Raw genomic sequence first — 26282 nt, 5'->3', positions numbered from 1 at the left:
CAAACGAAAGAGGAGAACACGAAAATGCTCAAGAAACTGCTTTTTGCCTTGCTGGCAACGTCCGCGACGGTCTCGATGGCTTCGGCCGAGCCCGTCCGCATCGGTCTTCAGCCGTGGCTCGGTTACGGGCCTCTGTGGGTCGCCGCCGAGAAAGGTTATTTCGAAGATCGTGGTGTCGAGGTCGAACTTATCAACTTCAACTGGGACCAGGACGTCAATGCGGCGCTGGTCAGCGGCAACATCGAGGTTCAGGCCGCGGCCACCAACACCATGATCAACCTCCTGAACAGCGGCATCGAGCTAAAGGGCTTCATGATCATGGACGCCGCCTACGAAGCCGATGCGATCATCGCTGGTGAGGGCGTCGACAGCGTCTCCGATCTCGAGGGCAAGAGCGTTGCGTATGAATTGGGCGCGACGAGCGACCTTCTGCTCAATTATGCGCTGCGCGAGAACGATCTGTCGATCGACGATATCGATCCGGTGCCGATGGGCGCCTCCGAGGCGGGTCTGGCAGCCATTGCCGGCCGTGTGGATGCCGCGGTGTCCTACGAACCCTATATCTCGACGGCTCTTGCCGAGGACAACAACTTTAAGGTGATCTATGACGCCAGCGCCGCACCTGGTCTGATCAGCGATCTGCTCGTGGCAGAAACGTCCTACATCGAAGAGAACAAGGACACGTTGGCGGCCATAGTAAAGGCTTGGGACGACGCGGTCTCCTTCATCCGTGATAATCCGGACGAGGGCGGACAGATCATCGCCAATGCTGTCGGCAGCCCCATTGACCAATTCCAGGTGGCGTTCGAGGGCGTGCGCCTGTTCAATCTCGAGGAGAATATCGAACAGTTCTCCGGCCCTTTCCAGGAGGCCTATGACTCCATTGGCTCCATCATGATGGAGATCAACCCGGATAACGTCCCGAGCTATCCGAATGTCTCGGAGGCGCTGGACACATCCATTGTCGATCTGGCGGCGGAATGACACGGAGAAGCTCTTCACTCATGCGCCTCAGGGCGCCGATCTCGCGCCGGCTATATGTCGGCGCGAGCATCGCGTTTCCACTCGTTCTGCTGATCGCCTGGTGGTGGGTGACGACGGCCGGCTATGTCCGGCCACTTTTCCTTCCCTCGCCGCAATCGGTCGTCGCGGAAGGATGGCGGCAGATCGAGGAGGGCATCCTCTGGCGCGACGCCTCCGTCTCGATCTACCGGATCGTTGCAGGGTGGTCCGCTGCTACGGTGCTAGCTCTTCCCATCGGCATTTTGATGGGGAATTATCGGCTTGTCGAAGGCGCGCTGGAACCACTCGTTTCCACCATCCGCTACATGCCGGTGGTGGCGCTGATCCCGCTTTCCATCTTGTGGGCGGGCATCGGTGATGCGCAGAAAATCCTGATCCTGTTCATTGGCACATTTTTCCAGCAGGTGCTGATGATCATGAACAACACCAAAGCCGTCGACATGACCCTCATCAGGGCCGGTCAGACGCTCGGTTTCTCCAATGGCGAGATCCTCCGGCGCATCGTCCTGCCTGCCTCCATGCCGGGAATCTGGGATACGTTCCGGATCACGATCGGCTGGACATGGACCTATCTGGTGGTTGCGGAGCTCGTCGCCGCACAGGACGGGCTGGGGCGGCGCATCATGGATGCGCAGCGCTATTTCGCAACCGATACGATTATCTTCGGGACGATCTTTATCGGCCTTCTCGGCTTCGCCACCGATTATCTGTTCAAGGTCGGCGGACGAAAGATGTTCGGCTGGGCGGAGACGACGCGATGAAACCGAAACTGTCCATACGCGACCTCAACATGGTGTTCGAGGCCGAGGGCGGTCCGCTCACCGTTATCGATGGGCTCAACCTCGACGTGGCGACGAACGAGTTCGTGGCCATCGTGGGGACCTCGGGCTGCGGAAAATCGACGTTGTTGTCGATCGTCGGCGGCCTTACCGAGCCCACATCCGGCACGCTTCTTCTGGACGACAGGCCGATCATCGGGCCTGGCCGCGACCGCGGTTTCGTCTTCCAGAATTACTCGCTCTTCGAGTGGATGACGGTGGAGCGTAACATCGACTTCGCGCTGGAGAAGAGCCGGATGGGCCGTGCCGAGCGGCGCGAGCTTGTTTCGGAATACATTCAGACCGTTGGGCTCGCCGGGTTCGAGAAGGCGCTGCCGAAGCAGCTCTCCGGCGGAATGCGCCAGCGCGTCGCCATTGCGCGGGCGCTGGTCTACCGCCCGTCCGTGCTTTTGATGGACGAGCCCTTCGGCGCACTCGACGCACAGACGCGAGGCATGATGCAGGAGCTTCTGCTCAAGGTCTGGGATGAGCACAAATCGACGGTTCTTTTCGTGACGCACGACGTCGACGAGGCGCTGTTCCTGGCAGATCGGGTGGTGGTACTGTCGTCAAGGCCCGGGCGCATCAAGAACGACCTCAACGTCGATATACCGCGTCCGCGGCCCTACGAGGTGATCACCGAATCCCACTTTGCGGAGCTGAAACGCGGGGTGCTGCATGACATCCGCGAAGAGACGCTGAAAATGATGGCGATCGAAGGCGCGTCGTAGCGCGCCTTCGCCAATTCACTGGAAGGAATGGCATGAACGCGAAACGCCTTACAGCCGATGATGTGGCGCTCCATGTGCTGGCGGAGCTTTCTCCGGATCAGCGGGCTGAACTGCTCGTCCGTCCGGAAGAAGACCTGCAGGACTATCTGGACAAGGTTGCTCCGGTCGTGGACGCCGTGCGCGCGGAAGGCGATGCGGCGGTGATACGCTTTGCCCGGAAATTCGATGGTGCGGACCTCGACGCGGGGAGCATTGCCGCTGGGCCGGAGGATTTCGCGCGCGCCCGCGCCGCCTTGGACCCGGACCTGATCCGAACCCTGGAATATGCGGCAGACAATATCCGCCGCTATCACGAGGCGCAGCGGCCGCAGGAAATGTGGATGAAGGAGATCCGGCCGGGCGTGCTCGTGGGCGGGCGGCATACGCCGGTCGACAGCGCCGCGCTCTATGTGCCGCGCGGCAAGGGCTCCTTTCCTTCCGTCGCACTGATGACGGCGATCCCCGCAGTTGTCGCGGGAGTGAAGCAGCCGATCATGCTGACGCCGCCCAAGCCCGATGGCGGCATAGACGACGCGACGCTGGTTGCGGCCGAGATTGCCGGCATCACGCATGTCTACAAGGCCGGTGGGGCGGTGGCTGTCGCGGCGGCGGCGTACGGCACCGAGACGATACCGCGTTGCGTCAAGTTCGAAGGCCCGGGCAGCCCCTGGGTGGTCGCGGCGAAACGGTTTTTGCAGGGGCGGATCGCCTCGCGTGTGCCGGCGGGGCCGAGCGAGAGCATTGTGCTGGCGGATGCGACCACGAGCCCGGAACTCGCCGCGCTCGACCTCCTGATCGAGTCCGAGCATGGGGCGGACAGCGCCGTCTATCTGGTGACGTGGGACGCGGATTTCGCGGCGGCGGCGCGGGCAGCCATCCCCGGATACTGGCGGGAGATGGGGGCAGGGCGCGTCGAGTTTTCCAGAGCAGTGCTGGGTGGCACCAATGGCGGCATCGTACTGGCCGGTTCGCCTGAGGAGGCGTACGCCTTCGTCAACGATTACGCGCCGGAACACCTGCAGATTCTCTCGCAGGTGCCTTTCGAGCACCTCAACCATATCAATAATGCCTCGGAGATCCTGCTCGGCGAGCATGCGGCGGGCTCCATCGCGAATTATGTCATGGGGCCGAATGCCGTCCTACCGACGGCGGGGGCCGCGCGGTTCGGCTCGCCGCTTGGCGTTTACGATTTCATGAAGAGCGCCTCGGTGGGGCACGTCTCGGCTACGGGATATGCGGAGATGGCGCCGCATACCCACCGCTTCGCAGTTTACGAAGGTTTCGATGGGCACGCGAACGCCGTTTCGCCGCTACGGGAAAAAGCGCTCGGGCGGCGATAGGCAGCGGCTGCCTAAATGGAGGCCGCCTGCGGCAACAGGAAAGGTGTTACCCCGGTAGGGACGGTGCCGACCTTTAATCGGCACTCGAAAACCTCCGACAGAAGTTCGTCCTGCATCACCTCCTGGGGTGAGCCGGCGGCCACGCTTTGCCCATGCTGCATGAGGATCGCTCGGTCGGAGAAAGCCGCCATGAGGTTGAGGTCGTGGAGGACCGCGACCACACCTCCGCCCTGTTGGGCGAATTCGCGCGCGATGCGCATCACCAGGAGCTGGTGCTTGATGTCCAGGCTGGAGACCGGCTCGTCGAGCAGGAGATAGCGCGGGCTACCCTCCAGCACGGGCGCCCAGACCTGGCAGAGAACGCGTGCGAGTTGAACGCGCTGCTGTTCACCGCCGGAAAGCTCCTGATACAACCTGCCCGCAAATCCTGCGAGATCCACCCGCGCGAGCGCGCGCTCGGGCAGATCTGCCAGCCCGTGGGGCGCTCCCGAACGCCCGCCCAAGAGCCCGAGCCGTACCACCTCGTGCACCGTGTAGGGAAAGGAAAGTGTCGTCGCCTGCGGCAACACGGCACGCAGGGCGGCCGCCTCGCCCGTGCGCATCTCGGCCAGGTCCCGGCCGTTGAAGCTGATTGTGCCCGAATAGGTTATGTCCCCCGAGAGCGCCTTGATCAGCGTGGATTTGCCGGAGCCGTTCGGGCCGACGATAGCCGTTATCTCGCCCGGCGCGGTGGAAGCGTTCACGCCCCGCAGGATAGGCTTGCGGCCAATGGAAACGCTCACATTCTTTGCTTCGATCATGTACGCCCTCACAAATCGAGCATGTCGCGCCGGCGCAACAGCACCCATAGGAAAAAGGGTGCGCCGAAGACGGCTGTGACGATGCCGATAGGCAGTTCCGCAGGCGCAACGATGGTGCGGCTGACGGCATCGGCAAGCAAGAGAAGGCTCGCGCCCAAAAGCGCGGACCCTGGAAGCAGATAGCGATGGTCGGGGCCGATGATGAGCCGGAGAAGATGCGGTACGACGATCCCGACGAAGCCGATTCCGCCGGACACGGCGACAGCCGCGCCGGTGGCCGCCGCGACAGACAGGATCGCCGCGGCTTTCATGCGTTGCACCGGTATGCCCAAATGCCTTGCGGAAGCTTCGCCCAACGAGAGCGCATCGAGGCTCCGGGCCAGAAAGGGTGTCGTCACCAGCGCGGCGAGAATGATCGGGCCGGCGGCCCAGATCTTGGTCCAGGTGGCGCCGCCGAGGGAGCCGAGACCCCAAAAGGTGAGATCGCGCAGTTGCCGGTCGTCAGCAAGGTAGATGAGGATGCCGGAAAGCGCGCCGGAGAGCGCAGCAAGCGCTATGCCGGCCAGAAGCATCGTGGCGACAGAGGTTTGCCCGCGCCGGGTTGCCACACGGTAGAGAAGCAGGGTTGTTATCAGCCCGCCAGCGAATGCCGCCAGCGGCAGGGTATAGATGCCCAGGAGCGCGACCACCGGTCCCAACACCGTACCGCCCAGTACGATCACGGTGATGGCGCCGAGCCCGGCGCCGGCGGACACGCCTATGATGCCCGGATCAGCCAGCGGATTGCGGAACAGTCCCTGCATCAGCGCGCCGGATACTGCGAGTGACGCGCCGACCAGAATGCCGAGCACGATGCGCGGCAGGCGGATGTCATAGATGATGAGGCGGTCGCGCGTTGAAAGCGCGGTTTCCTGGGTTTCAAGGAACCAGCTTTCGACCACGGAAAGTGCGGAGGCATCGGACGCGCCGGTGGCAATGCTCAGCCCTGCAACGGCGGCAAGCAGGAGCAAAAGCAGCCCCAGAACGAGACGCGCCAGCGCCGAGCGGTCGCCTTCCGGTGCCCCGGCGAGTTGCCGCGAGAGGAGCATTTGCATTGCCATGGCTTCAGTTTGCCAACGTCTTCGTATCGTAAAGCGCGGTGGCCAGATCGCGGACAGCGCCAGCCGTGCGCGGACCGAAGCCGAGCAGGTAGCTGCCGTCCATGCGCACGACGGCCTTGTTCTGCCCGGCCGGTGTGCCGGCAAGCGCCGGGTTTGCAAACAGCTCCTCGTCGCCCGTATCGAAATCGCCCCCGCGATCCATCAACAGCACGACGTCCGGACGCGCCTCGACGACCGCCTCGTCGGTAAGCTGCTTGTAACCGGGAAAGACACCGACCGCATTGATGCCGCCGGCCATGGCGATGATCCCGTCAGCGGCGGTGCCCGTGCCGGAGGCGAGCAGGCGCCCGCCTTCCATGCTGAGAACGAACAGCACGCGTTTGCGCTCGGTAACGTTTTCGGTCTGCCGCTGTGCGGCAGCTATTTCCTGCGATACGTCGGCTGCAAGCTCCTCCGCTTCATCCTGCGCATTGAGGGCCGCGCCAACGAAGCGGATCTTGTCCAATATACCTTCGCGGTGGAAGCTTTCCGGCACGATCACCATCGGTACGCTGGCCTTTTCCAGCACGTCCACCGTTTCGGGCGGACCGCTTCCTTCCAGCGCGAGAATGGCTGTCGGGGAGACTGACAGAACCCCCTCGGGCGAAAGCTGACGCATATAGCCGATATCGGGCAATTCTGCCGCCTCGGGCGGGAAAGTGCTGGTGGAGTCTCGCGCCACCAGATTTTCCTCCTCGCCAAGCGCATAGACGATCTCCGTCAGGGAGCCGCCTATGACAACCAGTCTGGAAGGGTCCTCGAACGGTTGCGGCAAATCTTCGGCGGCCCAGGCGTGTGCGCTCAAAAGCAGGGCCGAGAAGAATACGCAGGGGCCCTGGCCTATGATGGAGGAGAGTGCGCGGAAAGGCGACTTCATTTCACTACTCCTAGGCGGCTGAACTGCGCGCGATACGGGGCAGGTCCTCCATGAGCGTGCGCCAGTCCGCCAGCTCGTCCTGGCCCTCGTGCCGCTTGCCGAAGAACTGGATAACCATGCGACCGTTTGCGTCGTAGGCCTCCAGCGAAGTCACATGGCCTTCCTTCACAGGTTTGCGCACGGCCCATAGCTCCATCAGATGGTCCAGCCTCAGATGGAGATGGAAGGTCGGATCCATCACATTCAGCCATGGCCCCAGAGGCTTCACGTTCGCCACCGGTCCGGAATGAATCTGAATGCAGCCGCGGTTGCCGACGAAGCACATGATGGGCGTTTCCTGCTCGGCTGCCCGCTCGAACATGACCGGTACCGAAACACCATCGAGCGGCCAGGCGAATTCCTCCCCGACCAAGTGCACCGCCTGGCGGCGCGTGAGATTGAGCGTGCGCAGAATGCCGACAAACTGGTGCACATCCTGCATCTTGCTCCAGCGCTCGCGCAGCACCTCCGAAACCGAACCATCGGCCTCTTCAGCCTTGCCGTCAGTCGAAATCGGCTGGACTGTGATCCCCGGCTCCTGGTTAGGCGAAATCAGCTTGTCGACCAGTGCGCGATAGGCTTCAAAGTTCGATTCGGGGCGCAGATGCACCTTGTGGACGGCGTCGCCCGCCTCGTCGAAGAATTGCAGGCTATGGCGCGTGGTGTCCTCAACGCGTTTCTCCACGGCGAAGGCATGCGCCCACTGCTTGGGAAAGATCCTGAGATCGATGTCTTTGCCCAGAACGATCGCGTTTCTCTCGGAAGCCGACGCGTTCTCGTAGACACCGATTTTCTCATGCACCGCACTTTCGTTGCGCGTCAGCGCCATGACGCTGCCTACGGCTTCCATGCCGTTCAGGAACTCCGGTACGCGCGGTTCTATGCGGGTCGCACTGACGCCGCAATGCGCCGCTATCAGCTCGGCCTCGGAGATACCCAGCGTGCGGGCGAGGTCGCGCTCGCGCATCTTCGGATTATCGGCACGCTTCTTCCGGATTCCCTCCGGACTCACTGCCATTTCGCCTGTCATTTCGCCCTCACTTATTCAAAATCAGCTTGCCTTGACGCGTAATCTTCAATCGATAGAGCGAGCCGGCATGTTCGATGGTGAGTTCAGTGGCGCCGCGAAACAGCTCCTCGCTGGTCACGGTGCGTGGTCCCGTCCTCCTGCGCAGACTTTCGTCTTCGCCCCTCCCCGGGGCTGGAGTGTGGTCCAGAGGAATCTCAGTGTTCACGTTTCCTTGCCCTCATTTGACGCGCCTGGCTGGCAAGGGCTGGCTGGGCGAAGTCGCGTTCTGATTTCTTGACATTGATAATCAACTTAAATAGTCAGCGCAATACTTGATAAACAAAGTCAACATTCAGCCCGGCAGGGCAACGCCAGCGAGCCACGAGAGCCAGCCAGCAAACATCACCAGCAACAGGGGTTTTGCATGAAGGGATCTCGTATAAGAGCGCTGCTTTACGGAGCGGCGGTTCCGGTGTTCATTGTTCCTCACGGGGCGCTGGCTCAGGAGCTAGAGGTCGATCCGGGGGCGGCTACAACGCTTCTGGACAGGATCACGGTTCTCAGCCGCACGGGCGAGACACCGATGGAATCTCTGGCTTCCGTCAGCCGTGTAGACGAGGAGCAGCTCGAACGGCGCATGGCGACAACACCCAGCGAGATGCTGTTCGGCACGCCGGGCGTCAGCATTTATTCGGACGGGCATCCGTCAGTGACCAATGTGAACATTCGCGGGCTCCAGGACTCCGGCCGTGTCTCCGTCATCATCGATGGCGCGCGCCAGAACTTTCATAAGAGCGGGCACGGCGCGTCGAGAATGTTCTGGCTCGACCCGGCGCTAGTCGAGGAGGTTGACGTCCAGCGCGGGCCGAGCGCCAACACGTTCGGCTCAGGCGCGATCGGCGGCGTGGTCTATTTCGATACGAAAGATCCGAACGATTTCCTTCGTGACGACGAAACCTATGCGCTTTCGACTACAGCGCGCTACGAGTCGAACGGCTCCGGCTGGACGACGAGCGCGACGGGCGCCTACCGCTTCACCGACTATGCTGCCGTTCTCGGCAATGTCGTCTGGCGGGACTACGGCAGTTACAAGGACGGTGCAGGCAATACGGTCGAGCACTCCAGCTTCGATGTCCTGAGCGGACATGTCAAAGGTACATTCAACCCCACTGAGTTGAGCGAAGTGACGCTGGGCTGGACGGGTTCCCGGAATGAGTGGTCCACATCTCCCACGAGCGACAGTGAGATCAAAGACAACACCTTCACTGGAGAGTTCACTCTTTCTGACGAAGAGGAGAAGTGGCTCAACCTCAATGTGAAGGGAGCGACTAATACGATCGATCTAACGGAAACCGAGTCGGGCGATGCCACCAACTACGACCTTCGCACATCGAGCCTCGATGTCTGGAATAGCTCCTATTTTGATACGGGTTTGATCCAGCACGAGCTTACGGTCGGCGGCGACTGGGTTTACGACGATTTCGAATCGCGCACGCCTTCAGGCGGCGGTGACCTCTTCAACCCGTCGGGTAAGCGGACGGTCTGGGGCGCTTATGTCCAGGACAGGCTGACCTATGACTGGCTAGAGGTGGTCGCGGGACTGCGATACGATTCTTACGAACTGGAATCGTCGGAGAAAAGCTCCGACGATCGCTTGTCGCCGCGCATCAGCGTGGGTGTATCGCCTTTCGATAAAGGTGCGCTTGCCGGGTTGCAGGTCTACGGATCGTATGCGGAAGGATATCGCGCGCCGACGACGGCAGAGGCATTTATCAGCGGAATGCATACGATTCCGCCCTTTCCGTTCCTGCCCAATCCGGGCCTGAAGCCTGAGACCGGCAAGACCTGGGAAGCGGGGATCAACTACACCATGGAGGACATTGCCCGGCCCGGCGACGCATTGCGGTTGAAGGCAGCCTACTTCCACAACGACGTGGATAACTTCATAACGACGACTTCCCTGCCGGTGATACCGGGCACGCAATGCTCATTCTCGCCTATGGGATTCTGCGTTCAGTACCAGAATGTCCTGGCCGCCGAGATCCGCGGTTTCGAACTGGAATCCTATTATGATGCCAACCAATATTATGGCGGCCTGAGCCTGTCGGTCATTGACGGCCATGAGGTTGAACAGGACGGAACCCGTTCGGAACTTGCAACCATTCCGCCGACCAGCGTCACCGCCGATTTCGGAATGCGCTTCCTGCAAAAGCGGCTGACGCTCGGCGGTGAAGTTCAGTATAACAAGGCGCCGAAGGGATCGGAGTTTGCGGAGGACTATACGCTCGTGAACCTCTATGCGAACTACAAGCCGACCGAAGATCTCCGGCTCGATTTCCGCGTCGATAATGTCTTTGACGAAGAGTACATTCACCCTGTAGCCGATACGGCAGGCGGCGCCATCTATCAGCCGGGCGTAAGCTTCAAGGTCGGTGCCACGCTTCGCTTCGGCGGCTGAGCCCGGTTTGAAAGGCGAGGGCGGCTTGCCGCCGCCCCGCCGCCAGCATTTCAGACGATCCCGCCGCCGCTGCTGGATGCGGCGGGGCGGGTCTCGGCCATTCGCCGTCGGTAACCGCTTCGCGATAGACGGTTAGATAGACGGTTAGGGGATCGGCTGCCGCGCCTGCCTCTACCCGCGCCATGGCGAGGATCGGTAGCCGATCGCGTGACACACCCCCTGAAACCCTTGTTAGCCCAAGCTTAGAGCCATGGAGGTCGAGTCCAGGCGCCTTGCAAAGAGTCTGAATGTGTGGCATCCAGTATTTGGTTGATGTACGATCAGGCTCATCTTAGAGCTTAAAGTCAATGAATATAGTATCAGAGTCTTAGGAGTGATCGTCATGATTAGATTTGCAAGCGTTGCCATTGTCCTGCTCTCCGCAAACAGCATAGCGATCGCTGCCAGCAATAATTTCGGCGACCTGCAAGTGAGTGCTGATTCCATTGAAGTTGATACCAACGACGTGATGCGCGCTTCCGGCAATGTTGTCATCGTCGATGGAGAAACAACTATCAAATTAGATAGCGCTTCCATTTCCAAGGAGAATGGCGGGGTTGTGATCGAAGCAGATACGGTCGAAAATTCTACTCAGGAGTAAGCCGTATTTTAGCTGCCTCTCTATTTAGCCGATAAGGTAAGCACTTTCTGGCAAAGTTCTGTCAGTGTCCCTTCGGGGTACCCCTGCGGGCTCGCGCTTCTCTCGGGCATCGGCCTGTTGGCCCTTTAACCATGGGGTCAGAAGAAACAAACAAAACCATCTTGAGATCGGCCTTGCGCCTTCGAGCAGGTCCTGCGGCGTTACGATGGCGCTTGTGGCTGACAGAGGGGGGTGCTCGTACCTCCGTTCTATCCCGCAAATGCCTGTCCGCTCGTTGACGTGACATGGCCTCGATCTTCGCAGCCCCCGCCCTTTACAGGTTTGTGCCCTAATGCTAGATACCCGTTACATCGGGATTTGACGATATATGGAAAAGACACCCGCTCTCGCCGCGCTGGCTGCGCTCGGTCAGGAAACCCGGCTCGACATTTTCCGGCTTTTGGTGAGGGCGGGCTCAGAGGGGCTGCCGGCCGGCGAGATCGTCGCGCGTTTGGGGGCAGTGCAAAACACCGTATCGACCCATCTCAAGATCCTCACCCATGCCGGACTGGTTCGCGCCGAGCGGGAGGGCCGCGTTATCCGCTATTTCGCCGACATGACCGGGTTCCGCGACTTGCTTGCCTATCTCATGGAGGATTGCTGCAACGGCGCGCCGGAGCTTTGCCGGCCTGTTATCGAGGCCGTGACCTGCGAGTGCTAGAGGGACATCCCATGAGCGTGAAATCCTACAACGTGCTGTTTCTGTGCACCGGCAACTCGGCGCGTTCCATTCTGGCCGAAGCCATTCTCAACCAATTGGGGGCGGGGCGGTTCAAGGCCTACTCGGCCGGCTCGCAGCCGAAGGGCGAGGTGCATCCCTATGCGCTGGAGCTCCTACGTTCGCTCAACCACGACACCTCTTTCGCCCGCTCGAAGAGCTGGGAGGAGTTTGCCGGGGCTGATGCGCCGAAGATGGATTTTGTCTTTACCGTCTGCGACAGCGCGGCCGCCGAGTCCTGCCCTGTCTGGCCGGGCCACCCGATGACGGCGCATTGGGGCATTCCCGATCCCGCGGCGGCGGAGGGCACGGAAGCGGAGAAGCACTTTGCATTCGCCGACGCCTATCGCATGCTTAACAATCGCATCGCCATCTTCACCAATCTGCCGCTCGGATCCCTCGACAATCTGCCGCTGCAGCGGCGGCTGCAGGAGATCGGTCGCAGCATGCCGAAGGCCGGCTGAGCCGAAAGAACAGGAACCGTCATGACCGACCGAACCATGGAGACCGCGGAAGCGGCTCCGGCTGGGATCAGCTTTTTTGAAAAATATCTCACCCTCTGGGTGGCGTTGTGCATTGTGGCCGGTATCGCACTCGGTCATGCTCTGCCCGGTCTCTTCGGGGTGATAGCCGCTGCGGAGGTCGCGCAGGTCAATCTGCCCGTGGCGGTGCTGATCTGGATGATGATCGTGCCGATGCTGCTCAAGGTGGATTTCGCCTCTCTCGCGCAAGTCGGTGCGCATTGGCGCGGCATCAGTGTGACGCTGCTGGTCAACTGGGCCATCAAACCCTTTTCCATGGCACTTCTGGGATGGCTTTTCATTGGCTGGCTTTTCCGCCCGCTCCTGCCGGCAGGTCAGATCGAGTCCTATATCGCCGGGCTCATCCTTCTTGGGGCAGCGCCCTGTACGGCGATGGTCTTTGTCTGGTCGAACCTCACGCGCGGCGAGCCGAATTTCACGCTCTCCCAGGTCGCGCTCAACGACACGATCATGATCTTCGCCTTTGCGCCGATCGTCGGGCTGCTTCTCGGTCTTTCGGCCATAACGGTTCCGTGGGAGACGCTTTTTCTGTCGGTGGTGCTTTACATCGTCCTGCCGGTGATTGTGGCCCAGTTCCTGCGCCGCAGGCTATTGGAAACAGGTGGGCAGGCTTCGCTCGACGCCTTTCTGGACCGGATCCAGCCCGTGTCGCTCATCGCTCTGCTGGCGACGCTCGTGCTTCTCTTCGGCTTCCAGGGTGAGCAGATCATCGCCCAGCCGCTGGTGATCGCACTTCTGGCCGTACCGATCCTCATCCAGGTCTATTTCACCTTCGGGGTCGCCTATCTGCTCAACCGGGTGACCGGCGAGCAGCATTGCGTGGCGGGTCCATCGGCGTTGATCGGCGCGTCCAATTTCTTTGAACTCGCGGTCGCCGCGGCCATCGTGCTGTTCGGGCTGAACTCGGGCGCCGCACTTGCCACCGTGGTGGGTGTGCTGGTCGAAGTGCCGGTGATGCTTTCACTCGTCTGGATCGTCAATCGCAGCCAAGGCTGGTATGAAGGCACTTTGCGGACCAGGCACTGACGGATGAATGACTCGGTGATCAAGGCGGCAGCCGGCGATGACGATCGGAGGGGGCGTGCCGGAGAAGTCTTTTCCGCTTTCCTGAAGCTGGGGCTGACCTCCTTCGGCGGCCCCATCGCCCATCTCGGCTATTTCCGTGACGAGCTGGTGGTCCGTCGGCGCTGGATCGATGAGAAAGGCTATGCGGATCTGGTTGCGCTCAGCCAGTTTCTACCGGGGCCGGCGTCGAGCCAGGTTGGGTTTGCGCTGGGGCTACTGCGCGGCGGTTCGCTCGGTGCAGCGGCGGCCTGGACGGCCTTCACCTTGCCTTCGGCAATCCTGCTCGTGCTGTTCGCCTATGGGGCGCACATGCTGGAAGGGCCGGTCGGCTCCGGCATCATTCACGGGTTGAAGGTGGTCGCCGTGGCCATCATCGCACAGGCCGTGTGGGGCATGGCGAGGAATCTCACCCCCGACCGGCAGCGCGCCAGCATTGCGCTCTCGGCGGTGCTGATCGTTGTTCTTACCGCGAGCGCGGTCGGGCAGGTCGCAGCGATCTTCATTGGCGGGCTGGCCGGCCTGTGGTTGTGCCGATCCCAGGGGGAGGCTGTGAGCGGGCATGTCAGCTTTCCGGTCTCGCACACCGTGGGCGCGCTCGCGCTCGCGGCGTTCTTCCTGTTGCTCGTCGGCCTGCCGTTAGTCGCTGGAGCGCTCTCGCTTCAGTGGGTTGCCGTCTTCGATGCTTTTTATCGCACGGGGGCGCTCGTTTTTGGTGGTGGGCACGTCGTGCTACCGCTTCTGGAGGCCGAAGTGGTCCGTTCGGGGTGGGTTTCGGCGGATGAATTTCTTGCGGGGTATGGCGCAGCACAGGCCATTCCCGGCCCGCTGTTCACCTTCGCGGCCTATCTCGGTACGGTGCTCGGGCCGCAGCCTAACGGCTTGGCCGGTGCTGCTACCGCGCTCGTGGCCATTTTCCTGCCGGGCTTTCTGCTGCTTATCGGCGTTATCCCGTTCTGGGATGCCTTTCGCGCCCGGCCGGCGGCGCAGGCGTTCATGCGCGGCGCCAATGCCGCGGTCGTCGGCATTCTTGGCGCGGCGCTCTATCAGCCGGTCTGGACGAGCGCGATCATCGGTCCATATGAATTTGCGTTGGCGCTGACCTGTTTCGTCCTGCTCGCAGCCTGGAAATGCCCGCCGTGGGTCGTGGTCATAGTCGCCGCCACCGGGGGAGTGCTGATCGGGCTGACCTGAGCCGACAAAATTCGCCGTCGCGCGAATCCCGGAACCTGAACACGCCCGAGACTGTTTCGAGTACGAAATAGTTCCCAGCGTCCCGCAACGCGTTGCGGGCTGGTACTGAAAGGTTCGGTTGTGCGGCACCAGGACGACACGTCTTCCGTCAACGAGGAAGGGCGCGGCGGGTTTAGCCTCCCCGCAGTGGCCGCTACCGGCCTGGCGAGGGGGCTCGGCGGTGCGCTGATCTTCTCGCTACCGATGCTGATGACAATGGAGATGTGGTGGCTCGGCTTTTACCTCGACCGTTTCCGGCTGGTCCTGCTGCTCATCCTGAACATCCCGCTTTTGACATTGCTTTCGCACCAGGCGGGTTTTGAAGAAACCTCCGAATGGCGGGATGATCTGCGCGATGCAGCCACCGCTTACGGCATCGGCATTGTCTCCAGCACCCTCGTGTTGACCGGTTTCGGGATCATCACCGTCGGCATGCCGCTCGACGAAATCGTCGGCAAAATCGCCATCCAGTCCGTTCCGGCCAGCATCGGCGCGCTCCTGGGGCGCAGCCAGCTCGGCGGAGGCAAGGCGAAGCTGCCGCAAGGCTCTGAGGAGGAGGCCTATGGGGGCGAGTTGTTGCTGATGGCCGTGGGAGCCCTTTTCCTGGGACTAAACGTGGCGCCGACGGAGGAAATGATCCTGATTTCCTACAAGATGACAGAGTGGCACGCCATTGCCATTATCGCGGTTTCGATCCTCCTCATGCACGGCTTTGTCTACGCGCTTGAATTCAAGGGCGAGAGCCCGCTTTACCCGGACACGCCTTGGTGGAGCGCATTCCTGCGATTTACGGTGGTGGGCTACGCCATTGCCGCTCTCGTCAGCCTTTATGTCCTTTGGACGTTCGGGCGCACGGAGGACGTCTCGCTGTCCCAGATCCTGATGTCTGTGACCGTTCTGGGCTTTCCCACGTCAATCGGCGCCGCGGCTGCCCGGCTCATTCTATAAGGGGCGAAAATGGATGCCCGTCTGAAAAAGCAAAACGAGAACGGGAAGTCTCAAGCCCAGCAGGCTCCAAAGGATGGCGGGAGCTCCCAGCCGAGCATCATTGAATGGATTGTCGGCACCGTATCCGCGCTGCTAACTCTCGCGATGATAGGATTCCTATCTTACCATGCGTTTGAGAAGCAAAATACAATCCCGCAGCTCGCCGTCGTGGTGGAGGAAATCCGTCCGGTCGATGATGTCTATCATGCCGCGTTCCGCATCGTGAACGAGGGGAACGCCACTGCGGCCGGCGTTCTCGTGGTGGGAGAACTAAGGAGCGGCGGGGAGGTCGTGGAAGAACGGGAAGTCACGTTCGATTATGTGCCGTCCCTTTCCGAACGGCAGGGCGCGCTTATCTTCGAGAACGATCCGAGCACCCACAACCTGCAGATCGAGCCGCACGGCTACTCGGAGCCATAGCCGGCCCTCACGATATGGTGCTTAACGCCCAAGGGGTGCTTGCCGCGGCGTGAGAAATCGATTTGAAAGGGGTGCGTGAACTCGACGCTTCGAGGCCGCTCCACAACCGCATCGCCGCACCCGAAGAAGAAAGAAGCCGACATGTCCGATCCGCAAATCCTTTGCATGGGAGAGCCATTAGCTGAATTCAACCAAGTGGATACGAAGGGGCATTATCTTTACGGTCATGGCGGCGACACTTCTAATTGCGCTATAGCAGCTGCCCGCGCCGGCGCTTCGGTGGGCTATGTCACCGCTTTGGGGCAGGATGAATTCGGCGACAGCTTTATTCGCCTGTGGCGCGAGAACGGCGTGGATGCCACTCATGTGCTGCGCGATCCGGAGGCCCACACGGGCATTTATTTCGTCACCCATGGCGAGGCGGGGCATGTGTTCTCCTACCTTCGCGCCGGATCGGCGGCGAGCCGTTACAGCCCGCGGGACCTGCCGCGCGCGGCGATCGAGAATGCCGAAATCCTGCACGTCTCGGGCATTTCCATGGCGATCAGCGCCAGCGCGACGGATGCCGTTCTCGAGGCTATCGAGATCGCCCGTCAGGCTGGCACGAAGGTCTCGTTTGATACCAATCTGCGGCTCAAGCTGTGGCCGCTGGCCAGGGCGCGCGCTCTGATCGGCGCGGCTCTCAGCATGACCGATATCGCGCTGCCTGGGCTTGAGGATGCCGAGCAGTTGCTGGGCTTGAGCGATCCTGACGCCATTGCGGACTATTGCCTCGGACAGGGTGCGGAGGTCATGGCGCTGACGCTGGGCAAGGATGGCTGTCTCGTGGCAACGAAGGAAGAGCGCCGGCGCGTTCCGGGCATCGCGGTCGAGGCCGTGGACGCCACGGGCGCCGGGGATACCTTCGACGGCAATTTCCTGGCGGAGCTTGTCCGCCATGGCGACCCATTCGAGGCGGCGCGCTTCGCCAATGCCGCCGCCGCGCTGTCCACCCGCGGCTACGGCGCTGTCGCTCCCATGCCGAAGCGGCAGGATGTGCTGGATGCTTTGGCAGCGGCGGAGTGATACACGGCCCAAGAATGGTGGCGCCGGCGTAGTCCCTCCCCTCAAGGGGGGAGGAGGAGGCGCGCGTCATCGTCGCCACGCCCGGCTTGTCACCGTCTGGCCATTTCAAAGATCGGGAAACGGGGCGCGTGGTCCGTGCCTCTCTATTAATTTAAGTGGCGCGTTCCACGCGCCCCGTCGGCCGCTGTCCCACGGTTGGCCGGTCACTCGGGCCTCCCCTCCGTCCCGGCTGCACCCAATTAGGGGGGGGTCTTGGCCGGGCCGAAGAAGAAGCCCTAGCGGCTTCTCCGCGGCTGCCCGGCTCCGTCTCTCACCCGGTGCCCGGTTTTTCCGGCGATGCTGTCTGTCACACAGCACCCCGGCGCCGCCGGACTGTTGCGGGCCCTCACATGCCTCCAGGTACCGGATCCCTGGAGGGGGAGGCTGCCGCCGCCCTCCCGAACACCCGGTGCGCATCCGGGTCCCGCGAGAGCGATGGGTTGGATGATAGAGCGGCTGGGCGTTGTAGGATAAAATCAGCCGAAAAAAATCCGAACTTTTTTCTGATATCGAGCAAAAACAATTGCTTATCTGCCGAGAAAATGTCTAAGGCGCCATTTTTTATCCCCGCACTGGGTGCTTATCCGGAAGCGCCGGCACGTTTCGTCTCCGCTCAGGCATGGATACCAAGGTCGAGCCTTGGTATGACGAGGGCGGGGATGGCGGCGCTAATCTCGAGCGTCGGCGATTGGCCGAAACGTCCTCCACCTCGTCATACCAGGGCGTCGACCCTGGTATCTATGCCTGAGCCCTTCCGCGTGGCACCACGCTGTTGAATGGCTTCCGGGAAGAAAGTCTGGAGCACCGGTGCGTTTCCGGGGGGAACGGAGGGCCCGATCGGTCGCCTTACTGCTCCACCTTCAATTCGGCGATGAAGTCGTAGCGGTCGCCGCGGTAGGCGGAGTTGGTGACCTCGATCGGGCGGCCGTTGGCGAAGAAGGAGCGGCGTTCGATGTGGAGGATTGGGCTGCCGGAAGCGATGCCCAGAAGCTCGGCTTCGCGTTCGTCGGCGATGGCTGAGCGGAGGCGCTGGAGAGCTCGGACGGGGAAGTTGCCCTTTTCACGCAGGGCCTCGTAGAGGGAATCACCCATATTGTCGGGATCGATGGCGCTGAGCGGCACCACGGCGTTTTCGATGGCCAACGGCTCGCCGTTGGACAGGCGGACTCGGGAGAGACGGAAGACCTGATCGTTGGGCGACAGCCCGAGTTTGAGGATTTCGTCGGGGCTCGGCAGGCCGCTCGTCTTTTCCAGGACGATGGAGGAGCTTTCCGCGCCCCGCCGGGCCATGTCGGCAGTGAAGCCGATGAGGACGGAGAGCGGCTGGTCGATATAGCGCGAGACGTAGGTGCCGGCGCCGTGGCGCTTTGAGATCAGGCCTTCGCGGGCCAGATCCTTCATGGCGTTGCGCACAGTGATGCGGGAAAGGCCGGTGGCCTTGACCAACTCGCGCTCCGAGGGCAGCGCCTGCTCACCGCGCAGGACGCCCGTTTCGATGAGGCTGCGGATGGCTTTTGAAAGCCGCTGATAGAGTGGACCGGAAGAGCCGCCATAAACCGGGAGCCGGTCGGCGATTTCCTGAAGAAGGACGGAAACCTCCTCGTTTTCCTGCTCCTCGTGCTCGTCGTTCACGTCGGTTTTCAGCATGCTCAAGCCTCCTGTCCGCGCAGGCGGGGATCGAGCGTGTCACGCAGCGCGTCCCCCAGAAGATTAAAACCAAAGGATAGAAACAGGATCGCGAAGCCGGCGAAAATGGCCGGCCAGGGCGACAGCATCAGGAAATTGCGACCTTCCGAAAGCATGAGGCCGAGCGAGGGCACGGGCGGTTGCGCGCCGAGCCCGAGGAAGGAAAGTGAGGCTTCCACGAGAATCGCGGCCGAAAGCAGCAGGCTCGTCTGGACCAGCAGGACGGACGAGAGGTTCGGCAGGATGTGCGCAAAGATGATGCGGGCATCCGAAGCGCCGATGGCGCGCGCACCCATGGCGTATTCGCTCTCGCAGATCACCAGCGCCGGGCCACGCAAAAGGCGCGCGAAAATGGGCGTGTAGACAATGGCGATGGCGAAAGCCGCGCTCCAGGTGCTGGGGCCGAGGATGGCGATGATGCCGATCGCCAGCAGCAGAATGGGGAAGGCGAAGAGCACGTCCATCAGGCGCATGACAATGCGGTCGAACCAGCCCTTGTAGTATGCAGCGAGCATGCCCAGCGTGCCGCCCAGAACAAGGGCTATAAGGACCGCTGTACCGCAGGTCAGAAGCGATGTGCGGTAGCCAAAGAGAATGCGGGCCAGCACGTCGCGGCCGAGCTGGTCAGTGCCCAGCCAGTGGAGCATGCTTGGCCCCTGCATACGCTCAGCCATCACCTGGTTGAAGGGATCGTAGGGCGCCAGAAGCGGCGCGAAGCCGGCCAGCAGCACCTGCAGCACCACGAAGCCAAAGGCGAATGAGAGAAGCCGGTTTTGCTTGAGGAAGGGTATCATTTGCGCGCCACCCTCGGATCGATCACCGCATAGAGCAGGTCGACCAGGAAATTCACGAAGACGAAAGCGAAGGTCATGACGAGGATGGTCGCCTGCACAAGCGGATAGTTGCGCTCCGAGATGGCGCCGAGGACGAGACGGCCGAGGCCGGGAATGGCAAAGACCTGCTCCACCACGATGGCCCCGCCCAGCATGTAGCCGGTGAGAACGCCGACGGAGGTGATGAAAGGAATGAGCGCGTTGCGCAGGGCGTGCTTGTAGATCAGGCGGCGGTGGCCGGCGCCCTTGGCCCTGGCGGTGCGGATATAATCCTGTCCCAGTGCGTCCAGCATGGCCGAGCGCACCAGGCGCGATAGGTTGGCGAGCATGGGCAGGCTGAGCGCGATGACAGGCAGGATCATGCGCTGGAGATTGCCGAGGGGATCTTCCGTGAAGGGCACGTAGCCGAGCGCGGAGACGCCGGGCAGAAGCTTGGAAACCAGGAAGATCGAGACGATGCCGAGCCAGAAGGAGGGGATGGTCAGCCCCGCGATGGCGCCGATGCGCACAGCGACTTCCGAGCTTCTGCCGCGTGCCTCTGCCATGAAACAGCCGATCGGAATGGACAGCCCCGCCCCGACGAGAACCGACAGGAGAGTGAGTTCCAGCGTCGGCCAGACATGGGCGGCGATTTCGGTGGCCACCGGGCGGCCGGTCCACACGGAAGTTCCGAAATCTCCACGGAAAATGCCGCCGATCCAGTCCAGATATTGCATGTAGAACGGTTGATCCAGTCCGAGCCGAGCGCGTAACTCCGCCACCCGCTCGGGCGTGATGTCGGTGTTCGCGCCCAGCATGATGGCCACGGCGTCGCCGGGGATCAGGCGGATCATCAAAAAGACGACGATCGACACGCCGAACAGCACGAAGAGGAGGTCGACCAGTCGATTCAGGATGAAGCGGCTTTGCATGTCCGATCCGGAAGGGGTTCCGGCGCGAGCGCGCCCGTCGCCGGAACCCGGTTTCGATGATTACTGCGCGAGGGTCACGTCCGCGAGGCTTCTCAGGCGCATGTTGGCATAGATCTCGAAGCCGTCGACCTCGTCGGAAACGGCCGTATAGAGGTTTCCGTAAGCCAGATGCGCGATCGGTCCCTCGCAGGCGAGCTTGCGCTGCAATTGATCGTAGATCGACTTGCGGTCGGCATACTCCCGTTCGCGCCGTCCGGCATCGAGCAGCTCGTCGACGGAGGAATCATCATAGCCGAAAACGTTCGTCGAGCCGCCGCCATAGAAAGTGCGATAGAAATATTCGTCCGGATCGGGGCTGCCGCCATTGGCCGAAACGAAGAGATCGAAGTCAGAATTACGCCAGTCCTGCACGAACTGCCCGATCTCCTGGTTGAGCAGTTCGATCTCGAAGGCGCCAGCCACCTGCTGCTGGACGATCTGGGCGATGTCGCGCGTGTCCTGCCGGGGCAGGACGTTCATGGTCAGTTTGACGGGCGTCTCGACGCCGGCCTCTTCGAGCATCTCCATGGCGCCTTCGCGGTCGGTTTCGTAGCAGGCGAACTCGGAGGCATCGAGCGCCCAGTTGACGAGGGCGGGCGAGAGCGGGCCGGCGGGAATCCCGGCGCCGAAGAGCGCGCCGTCGATGATTTCCTGCCGGTCGAGCAGCATGTTGAAGGCGGTGCGCACCTCCGCCTTGTCGAAAGGCTCGCGCGTCGTGTTCATGCCGATGAGCGTGTAGGAGAGATCACGCGTTTCCTGGACGGTGACATTGGGCTGGCCCTGAAGCTGCAGCGCCGTTGCGGGATCGAGGCCGGGAAGGAGGTGGTAGTCACCGGCCTGAATGCCCACCTGGCGGGTGGCCGACTCGGGCACGAAATTGAAGCGCGCCGCGTCAAGATGCGGCTTGCCGTCTTCGCGATAATCCTCAAACCGGGTGAGCTCGATATAGCTGTTGGGCTGCCACTCGGAGAAAGCGAAGGGGCCGGTGCCGACCGGCTCCTGCTGAAGGGAATCGACATCGTCCTCGTACTCCGACGGGACAATCGCGATAGTCGCTAGCGACGAGAGGATCGGCGCGAACGGCTCTTCCAGTTTGAAGACGATTTCGTTGGGCCCGACGATCTCCGTCTCGATGATCGGGGAGACGCGGCTGGCCAGCGGCGAACCCGTCTTCTCGGCCTGGACGCGCTCGATAGAGGCGGCCACGTCCTCGGCGGTGAATTCCGATCCGTCATGGAAAGTGACGCCCTCGGCGAGGGTGAAGGTGTAGGTCAGTCCGTCATCGGAGACCTCCCAGTTCTCGGCAAGACCCGGCACCACCGAAAGGTCCTGGTCGATGGCCGTCAGCCCCTCGTAAATGGTGTTCTGGACAACCACCACCGAGTTGAACGCGGTGATCAAGTGCGGGTCAAGGCCCGCCGGTGCGGAATCGATGGCGATCTGAAGCTTTCCACCGTTGTCCGCCGCCGCTGCAAGCGTGCCGGCCAGAAGCCCGGCTGCCGCGAGCGCCTGTGCTCCGCCGATCTTTCTCATTGTCATGAAGCCCTCCGAAATTGCGCAGGAAACAGCCTGTGCCATTCTGCTATCGTTTTGCGTTCCGGTCCGCGCAGATGGCATAATTGCTCCAGTCTGGCGATAGCCCACTTTGTTACCAATCTGGACTTTTTCTACGCTATGGTATTAGGGTCATCCTGGCAATACGGGATTGATCCTGACCTTTATTCATGCCTGAAGCGAAGCCATTCCGGCGGGAGACATCGTGCGCGATACGGCAGAAACGCCCTTGCTTTCCATTGACCGACTGACCGTCGCGGCGGGCGGCAGCACGATCGTCGAGGACGTCTCGTTTGTCATTCATGAAGGCGAGACGCTGGGGCTGGTGGGCGAATCGGGCTGCGGCAAGTCCGTGACCGCACTTTCGGTGATGCGGCTTCTGCCGGAGCCGCCCATGCGCTTTACCTCGGGCAGCATTCGGCTGAAAGACAAGGACCTGCTGTCGCTTCGCGAAGAAGAGCTGCGGGCCATCCGTGGCGATCAGGTTTCCATGATTTTCCAGGAGCCCATGACCTCGCTCAATCCGGTCTTCACCATCGGAAACCAGATCAGCGAGGCGGTTCTTCTGCACCGGGATGTGAGCCGGGAACAGGCCGAAGCGCGGGCAGTGGAGCTTTTGGACCGGGTGGGAATCCCCGCAGCCAGATCCGCGCTTACGCGCTATCCCCACGAGCTTTCGGGCGGTCAGCGCCAGCGCGTCATGATCGCCATGGCACTTGCTTGCGACCCCGAGCTTCTGATCGCGGATGAGCCGACGACAGCGCTCGACGTAACCGTGCAGGCGCAGATTCTTGAACTGCTCGATGATCTGCGGCGCAATACGGGAATGGCGGTGCTGCTGATCACGCACGATCTTGGCGTGGTCTCGCAATACTGCGACCGCGTGGCGGTGATGTATGGCGGCCGCATCGTCGAGCAGGCGAGCGCGGAGACGCTGTTCGCCGCACCGCAGCACCGCTATACGGAAGCGCTGCTGGCGACGATCCCGGCCAGCAATCCCCCCGGCACCCGATTGCCTGCCATTTCCGGCACCGTGCCGCCGCCGGGCAAGCGCCCGCCGGGCTGCAGCTTTCATCCGCGCTGCCAGGCCAAGATCGACATCTGTGCCCGCGAGCTTCCGGAGCTTTCGGGTGAGGAGCACCTGACCCGTTGCTGGAATCCCGCCACATGAGCCTTCTCGAGATCCAGAATCTTTCCAAGACCTATCCGGGGGCGGAGGGAAAACCCGTGCAGGCCGTTTCCGACGTATCGCTTTCGGTGGAGCCGGGTGAGGTGGTCGGCATTGTGGGCGAGTCGGGCTGCGGGAAATCGACGCTCGGTCGCTCGCTGCTGCGGCTGATCCAACCGTCGGGCGGGCGTATCCTGTTCGAGGGCAAGGACATCACCGACCTCTCGCGCCACCAGCTCAAGACCTTTCGGCGCGACATGCAGATCGTCTTTCAGGATCCCTTCGGCTCGCTCAACCCGCGCCATACGGTCGGGACCATCATCTCCGAGCCGCTGAAGGTGCACGGCATCGGCACACGCGAGAAGCAGAAGGCGCGTGTGGATGAACTGCTGTCCATTGTCGGCCTGCCGGAGGATGCGGCTTCGCGCTATCCGCACAAGTTTTCCGGCGGGCAGCGCCAGCGTATCGCGATCGCGCGGGCACTCGCATTGGAGCCCAAGCTGCTGGTGGCCGACGAGGCGGTCTCGGCGCTGGACGTCTCCATCCAGTCCCAGATCATCAATCTGATCGCCGATCTGCAGAAGCGGCTTTCGCTCGCCATTCTCTTCATCAGCCACGACCTTTCCGTCATCCGGCATGTGAGCGACCGGATTGCGGTCATGTATCTGGGGCGGATCGTGGAGATCGGCCCCGCCGAGGAGATCATGAATGCGCCGAAGCATCCTTACACGCAGGCGCTGATTTCGGCCATTCCGCGGCCCAATGTGCCGCGTGCCGAGCGCGTGGTGCTGAAGGGCGAACTGCCGGACCCTTCCGACCCGCCGACGGGCTGCGCCTTCCATGCGCGCTGCCCCAAGGTGATGGAGATCTGCAAGACGAAACGCCCGGAACTGATCAAACGGGCGACCGGCGGCGGACAAAGGGAAACGGCCTGTCATCTCTACGAGGCCGCATGATGGACGCGTTGCTCGACCACGCTTTTTCACCGATCGCGGAAGCCGTCGAGAGCAGGCGGATCCCCGGCGCTGTGCTGGGGATCGTTGATGCAGAAGGCGCGCGGGCGGTACGCGTAACCGGGGCCGCTCAGAAAGTGCCGCATCACCGGCCCATGCAGCGGGAGACGTGGTTCGATCTCGCCTCGCTCACCAAGGTGATCTTCACGACGCCGCGTATTTTGGAACTGGCGAAAGAGGGGATTATAGATCTCGATGCGCCGCTCATTTCCGTTCTGCCGGATCTGCGCCAGTACGCGCCGGAGGCGTGGGAGCGGAAGGTGACTTTTCGCCAATGCCTGGGGCATCAGACGCCGTTTCCGGCAGTGGTGCCGATCTATACCTATGGCCGCGACCCGGACCTGCTGCGCGCCTTTGTCCTGCAGCACGAGTGGACGGCCGGGCCGGCGGTCTATTCCGACATCAACTTCATTCTGCTGGGGCTGGCGCTCGAGCGCATTCACAAGGTCCGCCGCATGCGGGAGCTCGATCCCGGCGCGGGCTTTGCCTGGAGCGCCGCGCCGGAGGAGAGTGCCGCGACCGAGGATTGCACCTGGCGCTATCAGATCATGTGCGGGACGGTCCATGACGACAATTGCCACGCGCTGGAAGGGTCGGGGCATGCAGGGCTTTTCGGGACCGTCGATTCGGTGCTCGATTTCGCATTGGGCCTTCTGAATGGCACCGGCGCCTCTTCCATCGAACTAGCGCGTACTCCTTTGTCGGATATGCGCACCCATGGCTGGGAGCGGACCTATATCGGCTGGCCGGGCGGGGATGCCGCGTCCGCCGGAACGATTGGGCACACGGGCTTCACCGGAACGGGGCTTTGGATCGATTTCGACAAGCGGCGGGCGTGGACATTGCTGACTAACCGTATACACCCCACCCGCCATTTCGATAGCGGCATCGCCGGTTTGCGTCGCGCCGTTGGGGATCGGGTGAGTACACAAGGAGACGCCTGATGGAGCCGATTTGGGCTGTCGGTTTGATGACCGGGACTGTGCTGGATGGAAACATTGACGTCGCCATTCTGAAGACGGATGGCGAGACGATTTCCGAATTCGGGGCTTACACGCTGGCACCCTATGACGAGGATATTCGCGCGCTTCTGGTGGAGACGCTGGCGGCGGCGCGGGCGTGGAATTTCGAGGGACCGGAGCCGGCGATCTTCGCCGAGGCCGAGGACAAGCTGACGCGGGCGCAGGCCGATGCCGTGCGCGATCTGGTGACATCGAGCGGGCTTTCCTTGGACGATATCGGCGTGGTGGGTTTTCACGGACAGACCGTTCTGCACCGCGCGCCGCAGCCCGGCCGTATCGGCGATACGCGCCAGCTCGGCGACGGCGCGCTGATGGCCGAGATGCTGGGCACCAGGGTCGTCTATGATTTCCGCACGGCGGATGTCCGCGCCGGCGGGCAGGGGGCGCCGCTTTCCGCTGCCTACCATGCCGCGCTCCTGAAGGGGCTTGGTACTTCCGGCGAAACGGCGGTTCTCAATCTTGGTGGTGTGGCCAATATCACCTGGAGCGACGGCGAGCGGCTTGTTGCCTTCGATACCGGCCCGGCGAACGCGCCGATCAACGATTTCGTGCGTGAGCGCGGGCATGGCGAGATGGACGTGAGTGGGCGTCTTGCGCGCGCCGGCAAGGTGGACGAGGCGCGGCTTTCGCAGCTTCTCACCCATCCCTATCTCGCCGCGCCCTATCCGAAGTCGCTCGACCGCTTCGATTTCTCGGCCTCCATGGCGGAGGGATGCGGGCTGGAGGACGGCGCGGCGCTGCTGACGGCATTCACCGCTTGCGCCGTCGGCAAGGGGCTCGATCTCCTGCCCCGCCGGCCGGAGCGGCTGATCGTGTGCGGCGGCGGCCGGCACAACCCCGCGATCATGGACGCGCTGAATGCGCGCGCGGGGGTGGAAGCGGCGCCGGCGGAAGATGTTGGCTGGCGGGGCGACGCCATCGAAGCAGAATGCTTTGCCTTCCTCGCGGTGAGGAGTTCGCGTGGTTTGCCGATTAGTTTTCCTACGACGACCGGGGCTCCCGAGCCGATGACGGGCGGGAGGATTGTGGGATGACACT

General features: G+C 62.3%; 26 protein-coding genes. 17 read left to right on the top strand and 9 right to left on the bottom strand.

Features of this window, described 5'->3' with window-relative positions; genetic code table 11:
* The first annotated feature begins 24 nt into the window (after nt 1-24).
* Genes LY631_RS13785 through hisD form a run of 4 tightly spaced genes read left to right on the top strand, consistent with a single transcriptional unit; the run spans nt 25 to nt 3951 of the window.
* The gene (locus LY631_RS13785; protein ID WP_274426049.1) at nt 25-984 is read left to right on the top strand and encodes an ABC transporter substrate-binding protein; all 960 of its coding nucleotides are present in this window, start codon (nt 25-27) and stop codon (nt 982-984) included.
* On the top strand, nt 981-1784 hold the full coding sequence (locus LY631_RS13780) for an ABC transporter permease (RefSeq protein ID WP_274426048.1): 804 nt from the start codon (nt 981-983) through the stop codon (nt 1782-1784). The genes LY631_RS13785 and LY631_RS13780 overlap by 4 nt, the downstream gene beginning before the upstream one ends.
* Complete coding sequence (locus LY631_RS13775; protein ID WP_274426047.1) at nt 1781-2572, top strand: ABC transporter ATP-binding protein; 792 nt, start codon at nt 1781-1783, stop codon at nt 2570-2572. The genes LY631_RS13780 and LY631_RS13775 overlap by 4 nt, the downstream gene beginning before the upstream one ends.
* Nucleotides 2573-2604: 32 nt before the next feature.
* On the top strand, nt 2605-3951 hold the full coding sequence (hisD, locus tag LY631_RS13770) for a histidinol dehydrogenase (protein WP_274426046.1): 1347 nt from the start codon (nt 2605-2607) through the stop codon (nt 3949-3951).
* 11 nt (nt 3952-3962) lie between these two features.
* On the opposite strand, the gene LY631_RS13765 is transcribed toward hisD, so the two are convergent.
* The 5 genes from LY631_RS13765 to hemP are packed head-to-tail and all read right to left on the bottom strand — an operon-like array spanning nt 3963 to nt 8041.
* The gene (locus tag LY631_RS13765; RefSeq protein ID WP_274426045.1) at nt 3963-4751 is read right to left on the bottom strand and encodes a heme ABC transporter ATP-binding protein; all 789 of its coding nucleotides are present in this window, start codon (nt 4749-4751) and stop codon (nt 3963-3965) included.
* An 8-nt stretch (nt 4752-4759) separates the two neighbouring features.
* On the bottom strand, nt 4760-5851 hold the full coding sequence (locus tag LY631_RS13760) for a FecCD family ABC transporter permease (protein ID WP_274426044.1): 1092 nt from the start codon (nt 5849-5851) through the stop codon (nt 4760-4762).
* Between the two features lie 4 nt (nt 5852-5855).
* On the bottom strand, nt 5856-6767 hold the full coding sequence (locus tag LY631_RS13755) for a heme/hemin ABC transporter substrate-binding protein (protein ID WP_274426043.1): 912 nt from the start codon (nt 6765-6767) through the stop codon (nt 5856-5858).
* A gap of 10 nt (nt 6768-6777) precedes the next feature.
* Nucleotides 6778-7836 carry a hemin-degrading factor gene (locus tag LY631_RS13750; protein ID WP_274426042.1) on the bottom strand — a complete coding sequence of 353 codons (1059 nt, stop codon included), beginning with the start codon at nt 7834-7836 and terminating at the stop codon, nt 6778-6780.
* A 7-nt stretch (nt 7837-7843) separates the two neighbouring features.
* Nucleotides 7844-8041 (bottom strand): hemin uptake protein HemP, encoded by a 198-nt coding sequence (gene hemP, locus LY631_RS13745; protein ID WP_445082886.1) that lies wholly within the window; start codon nt 8039-8041, stop codon nt 7844-7846.
* Between the two features lie 198 nt (nt 8042-8239).
* Between hemP and LY631_RS13740 the strand changes: the two genes are divergently transcribed.
* The 9 genes from LY631_RS13740 to LY631_RS13700 all read left to right on the top strand — a co-directional run bounded on the left by LY631_RS13740 (nt 8240) and on the right by LY631_RS13700 (nt 16979).
* The gene (locus LY631_RS13740) at nt 8240-10273 is read left to right on the top strand and encodes a TonB-dependent hemoglobin/transferrin/lactoferrin family receptor (protein WP_274426041.1); all 2034 of its coding nucleotides are present in this window, start codon (nt 8240-8242) and stop codon (nt 10271-10273) included.
* Between the two features lie 382 nt (nt 10274-10655).
* Entirely contained in the window at nt 10656-10913 is a 258-nt protein-coding gene (locus LY631_RS13735; protein ID WP_274426040.1) for a hypothetical protein, read from the top strand.
* Nucleotides 10914-11280: 367 nt separating this feature from the next.
* On the top strand, nt 11281-11613 hold the full coding sequence (locus LY631_RS13730) for an ArsR/SmtB family transcription factor (RefSeq protein ID WP_274426039.1): 333 nt from the start codon (nt 11281-11283) through the stop codon (nt 11611-11613).
* 11 nt (nt 11614-11624) lie between these two features.
* A complete protein-coding gene (locus LY631_RS13725; protein ID WP_274426038.1) occupies nt 11625-12134 on the top strand; it encodes an arsenate reductase ArsC in 510 nt (169 codons plus the stop codon).
* A 66-nt stretch (nt 12135-12200) separates the two neighbouring features.
* Nucleotides 12201-13238: an ACR3 family arsenite efflux transporter gene (gene arsB, locus LY631_RS13720; protein ID WP_274426167.1), complete on the top strand. Its 1038-nt coding sequence runs from the start codon at nt 12201-12203 to the stop codon at nt 13236-13238.
* Nucleotides 13239-13241: 3 nt separating this feature from the next.
* Nucleotides 13242-14468: a chromate efflux transporter gene (gene chrA, locus LY631_RS13715; protein ID WP_274426037.1), complete on the top strand. Its 1227-nt coding sequence runs from the start codon at nt 13242-13244 to the stop codon at nt 14466-14468.
* Between the two features lie 186 nt (nt 14469-14654).
* On the top strand, nt 14655-15455 hold the full coding sequence (locus LY631_RS13710) for a TIGR02587 family membrane protein (RefSeq protein WP_274426166.1): 801 nt from the start codon (nt 14655-14657) through the stop codon (nt 15453-15455).
* Between the two features lie 9 nt (nt 15456-15464).
* Entirely contained in the window at nt 15465-15914 is a 450-nt protein-coding gene (locus LY631_RS13705; RefSeq protein ID WP_274426036.1) for a TIGR02588 family protein, read from the top strand.
* 141 nt (nt 15915-16055) lie between these two features.
* Nucleotides 16056-16979 (top strand): sugar kinase, encoded by a 924-nt coding sequence (locus tag LY631_RS13700; protein ID WP_274426035.1) that lies wholly within the window; start codon nt 16056-16058, stop codon nt 16977-16979.
* Between the two features lie 885 nt (nt 16980-17864).
* Here LY631_RS13700 and LY631_RS13695 read toward each other — a convergent pair.
* From LY631_RS13695 to LY631_RS13680, 4 genes are read right to left on the bottom strand one after another with little or no spacing between them, the layout of a single operon-like run.
* The gene (locus LY631_RS13695; RefSeq protein ID WP_274426034.1) at nt 17865-18665 is read right to left on the bottom strand and encodes a GntR family transcriptional regulator; all 801 of its coding nucleotides are present in this window, start codon (nt 18663-18665) and stop codon (nt 17865-17867) included.
* 2 nt (nt 18666-18667) lie between these two features.
* On the bottom strand, nt 18668-19498 hold the full coding sequence (locus tag LY631_RS13690) for an ABC transporter permease (RefSeq protein ID WP_274426033.1): 831 nt from the start codon (nt 19496-19498) through the stop codon (nt 18668-18670).
* Complete coding sequence (locus LY631_RS13685; RefSeq protein WP_274426032.1) at nt 19495-20448, bottom strand: ABC transporter permease; 954 nt, start codon at nt 20446-20448, stop codon at nt 19495-19497. Before LY631_RS13685 ends, LY631_RS13690 begins: the two co-directional genes overlap by 4 nt.
* 60 nt (nt 20449-20508) lie before the next feature.
* Complete coding sequence (locus tag LY631_RS13680; RefSeq protein WP_274426031.1) at nt 20509-22026, bottom strand: ABC transporter substrate-binding protein; 1518 nt, start codon at nt 22024-22026, stop codon at nt 20509-20511.
* Nucleotides 22027-22246: 220 nt separating this feature from the next.
* On the opposite strand from LY631_RS13680, the gene LY631_RS13675 reads away from it, so the two are divergent.
* From LY631_RS13675 to LY631_RS13660, 4 genes are read left to right on the top strand one after another with little or no spacing between them, the layout of a single operon-like run.
* Nucleotides 22247-23212, top strand: coding sequence for an ABC transporter ATP-binding protein (locus tag LY631_RS13675; RefSeq protein ID WP_445082885.1), 966 nt, complete (start codon nt 22247-22249; stop codon nt 23210-23212).
* Nucleotides 23209-24165 (top strand): ABC transporter ATP-binding protein, encoded by a 957-nt coding sequence (locus LY631_RS13670; RefSeq protein ID WP_274426030.1) that lies wholly within the window; start codon nt 23209-23211, stop codon nt 24163-24165. The genes LY631_RS13675 and LY631_RS13670 overlap by 4 nt, the downstream gene beginning before the upstream one ends.
* Entirely contained in the window at nt 24162-25166 is a 1005-nt protein-coding gene (locus LY631_RS13665; protein ID WP_445082884.1) for a serine hydrolase domain-containing protein, read from the top strand. Before LY631_RS13670 ends, LY631_RS13665 begins: the two co-directional genes overlap by 4 nt.
* Nucleotides 25166-26278 (top strand): anhydro-N-acetylmuramic acid kinase, encoded by a 1113-nt coding sequence (locus LY631_RS13660; protein ID WP_274426029.1) that lies wholly within the window; start codon nt 25166-25168, stop codon nt 26276-26278. The genes LY631_RS13665 and LY631_RS13660 overlap by 1 nt, the downstream gene beginning before the upstream one ends.
* Nucleotides 26279-26282 lie beyond the last annotated feature (4 nt).

Source organism: Chelativorans sp. YIM 93263, assembly GCF_028767125.1.
GTDB lineage: Bacteria > Pseudomonadota > Alphaproteobacteria > Rhizobiales > Rhizobiaceae > Chelativorans.
This window is presented reverse-complemented; position numbering and strand designations above follow the sequence as displayed.

Bases quoted from the DNA above. Each gene is read 5' to 3' on its own strand.
- LY631_RS13780 (WP_274426048.1), top strand. From the start codon at position 981: ATGACACGGAGAAGCTCTTCACTCATGCGCCTCAGGGCGCCGATCTCG.
- LY631_RS13665 (WP_445082884.1), top strand. From the start codon at position 24,162: ATGATGGACGCGTTGCTCGACCACGCTTTTTCACCGATCGCGGAAGCC.
- chrA (WP_274426037.1), top strand. From the start codon at position 13,242: ATGAATGACTCGGTGATCAAGGCGGCAGCCGGCGATGACGATCGGAGG.
- LY631_RS13730 (WP_274426039.1), top strand. From the start codon at position 11,281: ATGGAAAAGACACCCGCTCTCGCCGCGCTGGCTGCGCTCGGTCAGGAA.
- LY631_RS13725 (WP_274426038.1), top strand. From the start codon at position 11,625: ATGAGCGTGAAATCCTACAACGTGCTGTTTCTGTGCACCGGCAACTCG.
- LY631_RS13660 (WP_274426029.1), top strand. From the start codon at position 25,166: ATGGAGCCGATTTGGGCTGTCGGTTTGATGACCGGGACTGTGCTGGAT.
- hisD (WP_274426046.1), top strand. From the start codon at position 2,605: ATGAACGCGAAACGCCTTACAGCCGATGATGTGGCGCTCCATGTGCTG.
- LY631_RS13765 (WP_274426045.1), bottom strand. From the start codon at position 4,751: ATGATCGAAGCAAAGAATGTGAGCGTTTCCATTGGCCGCAAGCCTATC.
- LY631_RS13735 (WP_274426040.1), top strand. From the start codon at position 10,656: ATGATTAGATTTGCAAGCGTTGCCATTGTCCTGCTCTCCGCAAACAGC.
- LY631_RS13740 (WP_274426041.1), top strand. From the start codon at position 8,240: ATGAAGGGATCTCGTATAAGAGCGCTGCTTTACGGAGCGGCGGTTCCG.
- LY631_RS13785 (WP_274426049.1), top strand. From the start codon at position 25: ATGCTCAAGAAACTGCTTTTTGCCTTGCTGGCAACGTCCGCGACGGTC.
- LY631_RS13695 (WP_274426034.1), bottom strand. From the start codon at position 18,665: ATGCTGAAAACCGACGTGAACGACGAGCACGAGGAGCAGGAAAACGAG.
- LY631_RS13775 (WP_274426047.1), top strand. From the start codon at position 1,781: ATGAAACCGAAACTGTCCATACGCGACCTCAACATGGTGTTCGAGGCC.
- LY631_RS13755 (WP_274426043.1), bottom strand. From the start codon at position 6,767: ATGAAGTCGCCTTTCCGCGCACTCTCCTCCATCATAGGCCAGGGCCCC.
- LY631_RS13760 (WP_274426044.1), bottom strand. From the start codon at position 5,851: ATGGCAATGCAAATGCTCCTCTCGCGGCAACTCGCCGGGGCACCGGAA.
- LY631_RS13750 (WP_274426042.1), bottom strand. From the start codon at position 7,836: ATGACAGGCGAAATGGCAGTGAGTCCGGAGGGAATCCGGAAGAAGCGT.
- LY631_RS13685 (WP_274426032.1), bottom strand. From the start codon at position 20,448: ATGCAAAGCCGCTTCATCCTGAATCGACTGGTCGACCTCCTCTTCGTG.
- LY631_RS13690 (WP_274426033.1), bottom strand. From the start codon at position 19,498: ATGATACCCTTCCTCAAGCAAAACCGGCTTCTCTCATTCGCCTTTGGC.
- LY631_RS13700 (WP_274426035.1), top strand. From the start codon at position 16,056: ATGTCCGATCCGCAAATCCTTTGCATGGGAGAGCCATTAGCTGAATTC.
- LY631_RS13705 (WP_274426036.1), top strand. From the start codon at position 15,465: ATGGATGCCCGTCTGAAAAAGCAAAACGAGAACGGGAAGTCTCAAGCC.
- LY631_RS13670 (WP_274426030.1), top strand. From the start codon at position 23,209: ATGAGCCTTCTCGAGATCCAGAATCTTTCCAAGACCTATCCGGGGGCG.
- LY631_RS13680 (WP_274426031.1), bottom strand. From the start codon at position 22,026: ATGACAATGAGAAAGATCGGCGGAGCACAGGCGCTCGCGGCAGCCGGG.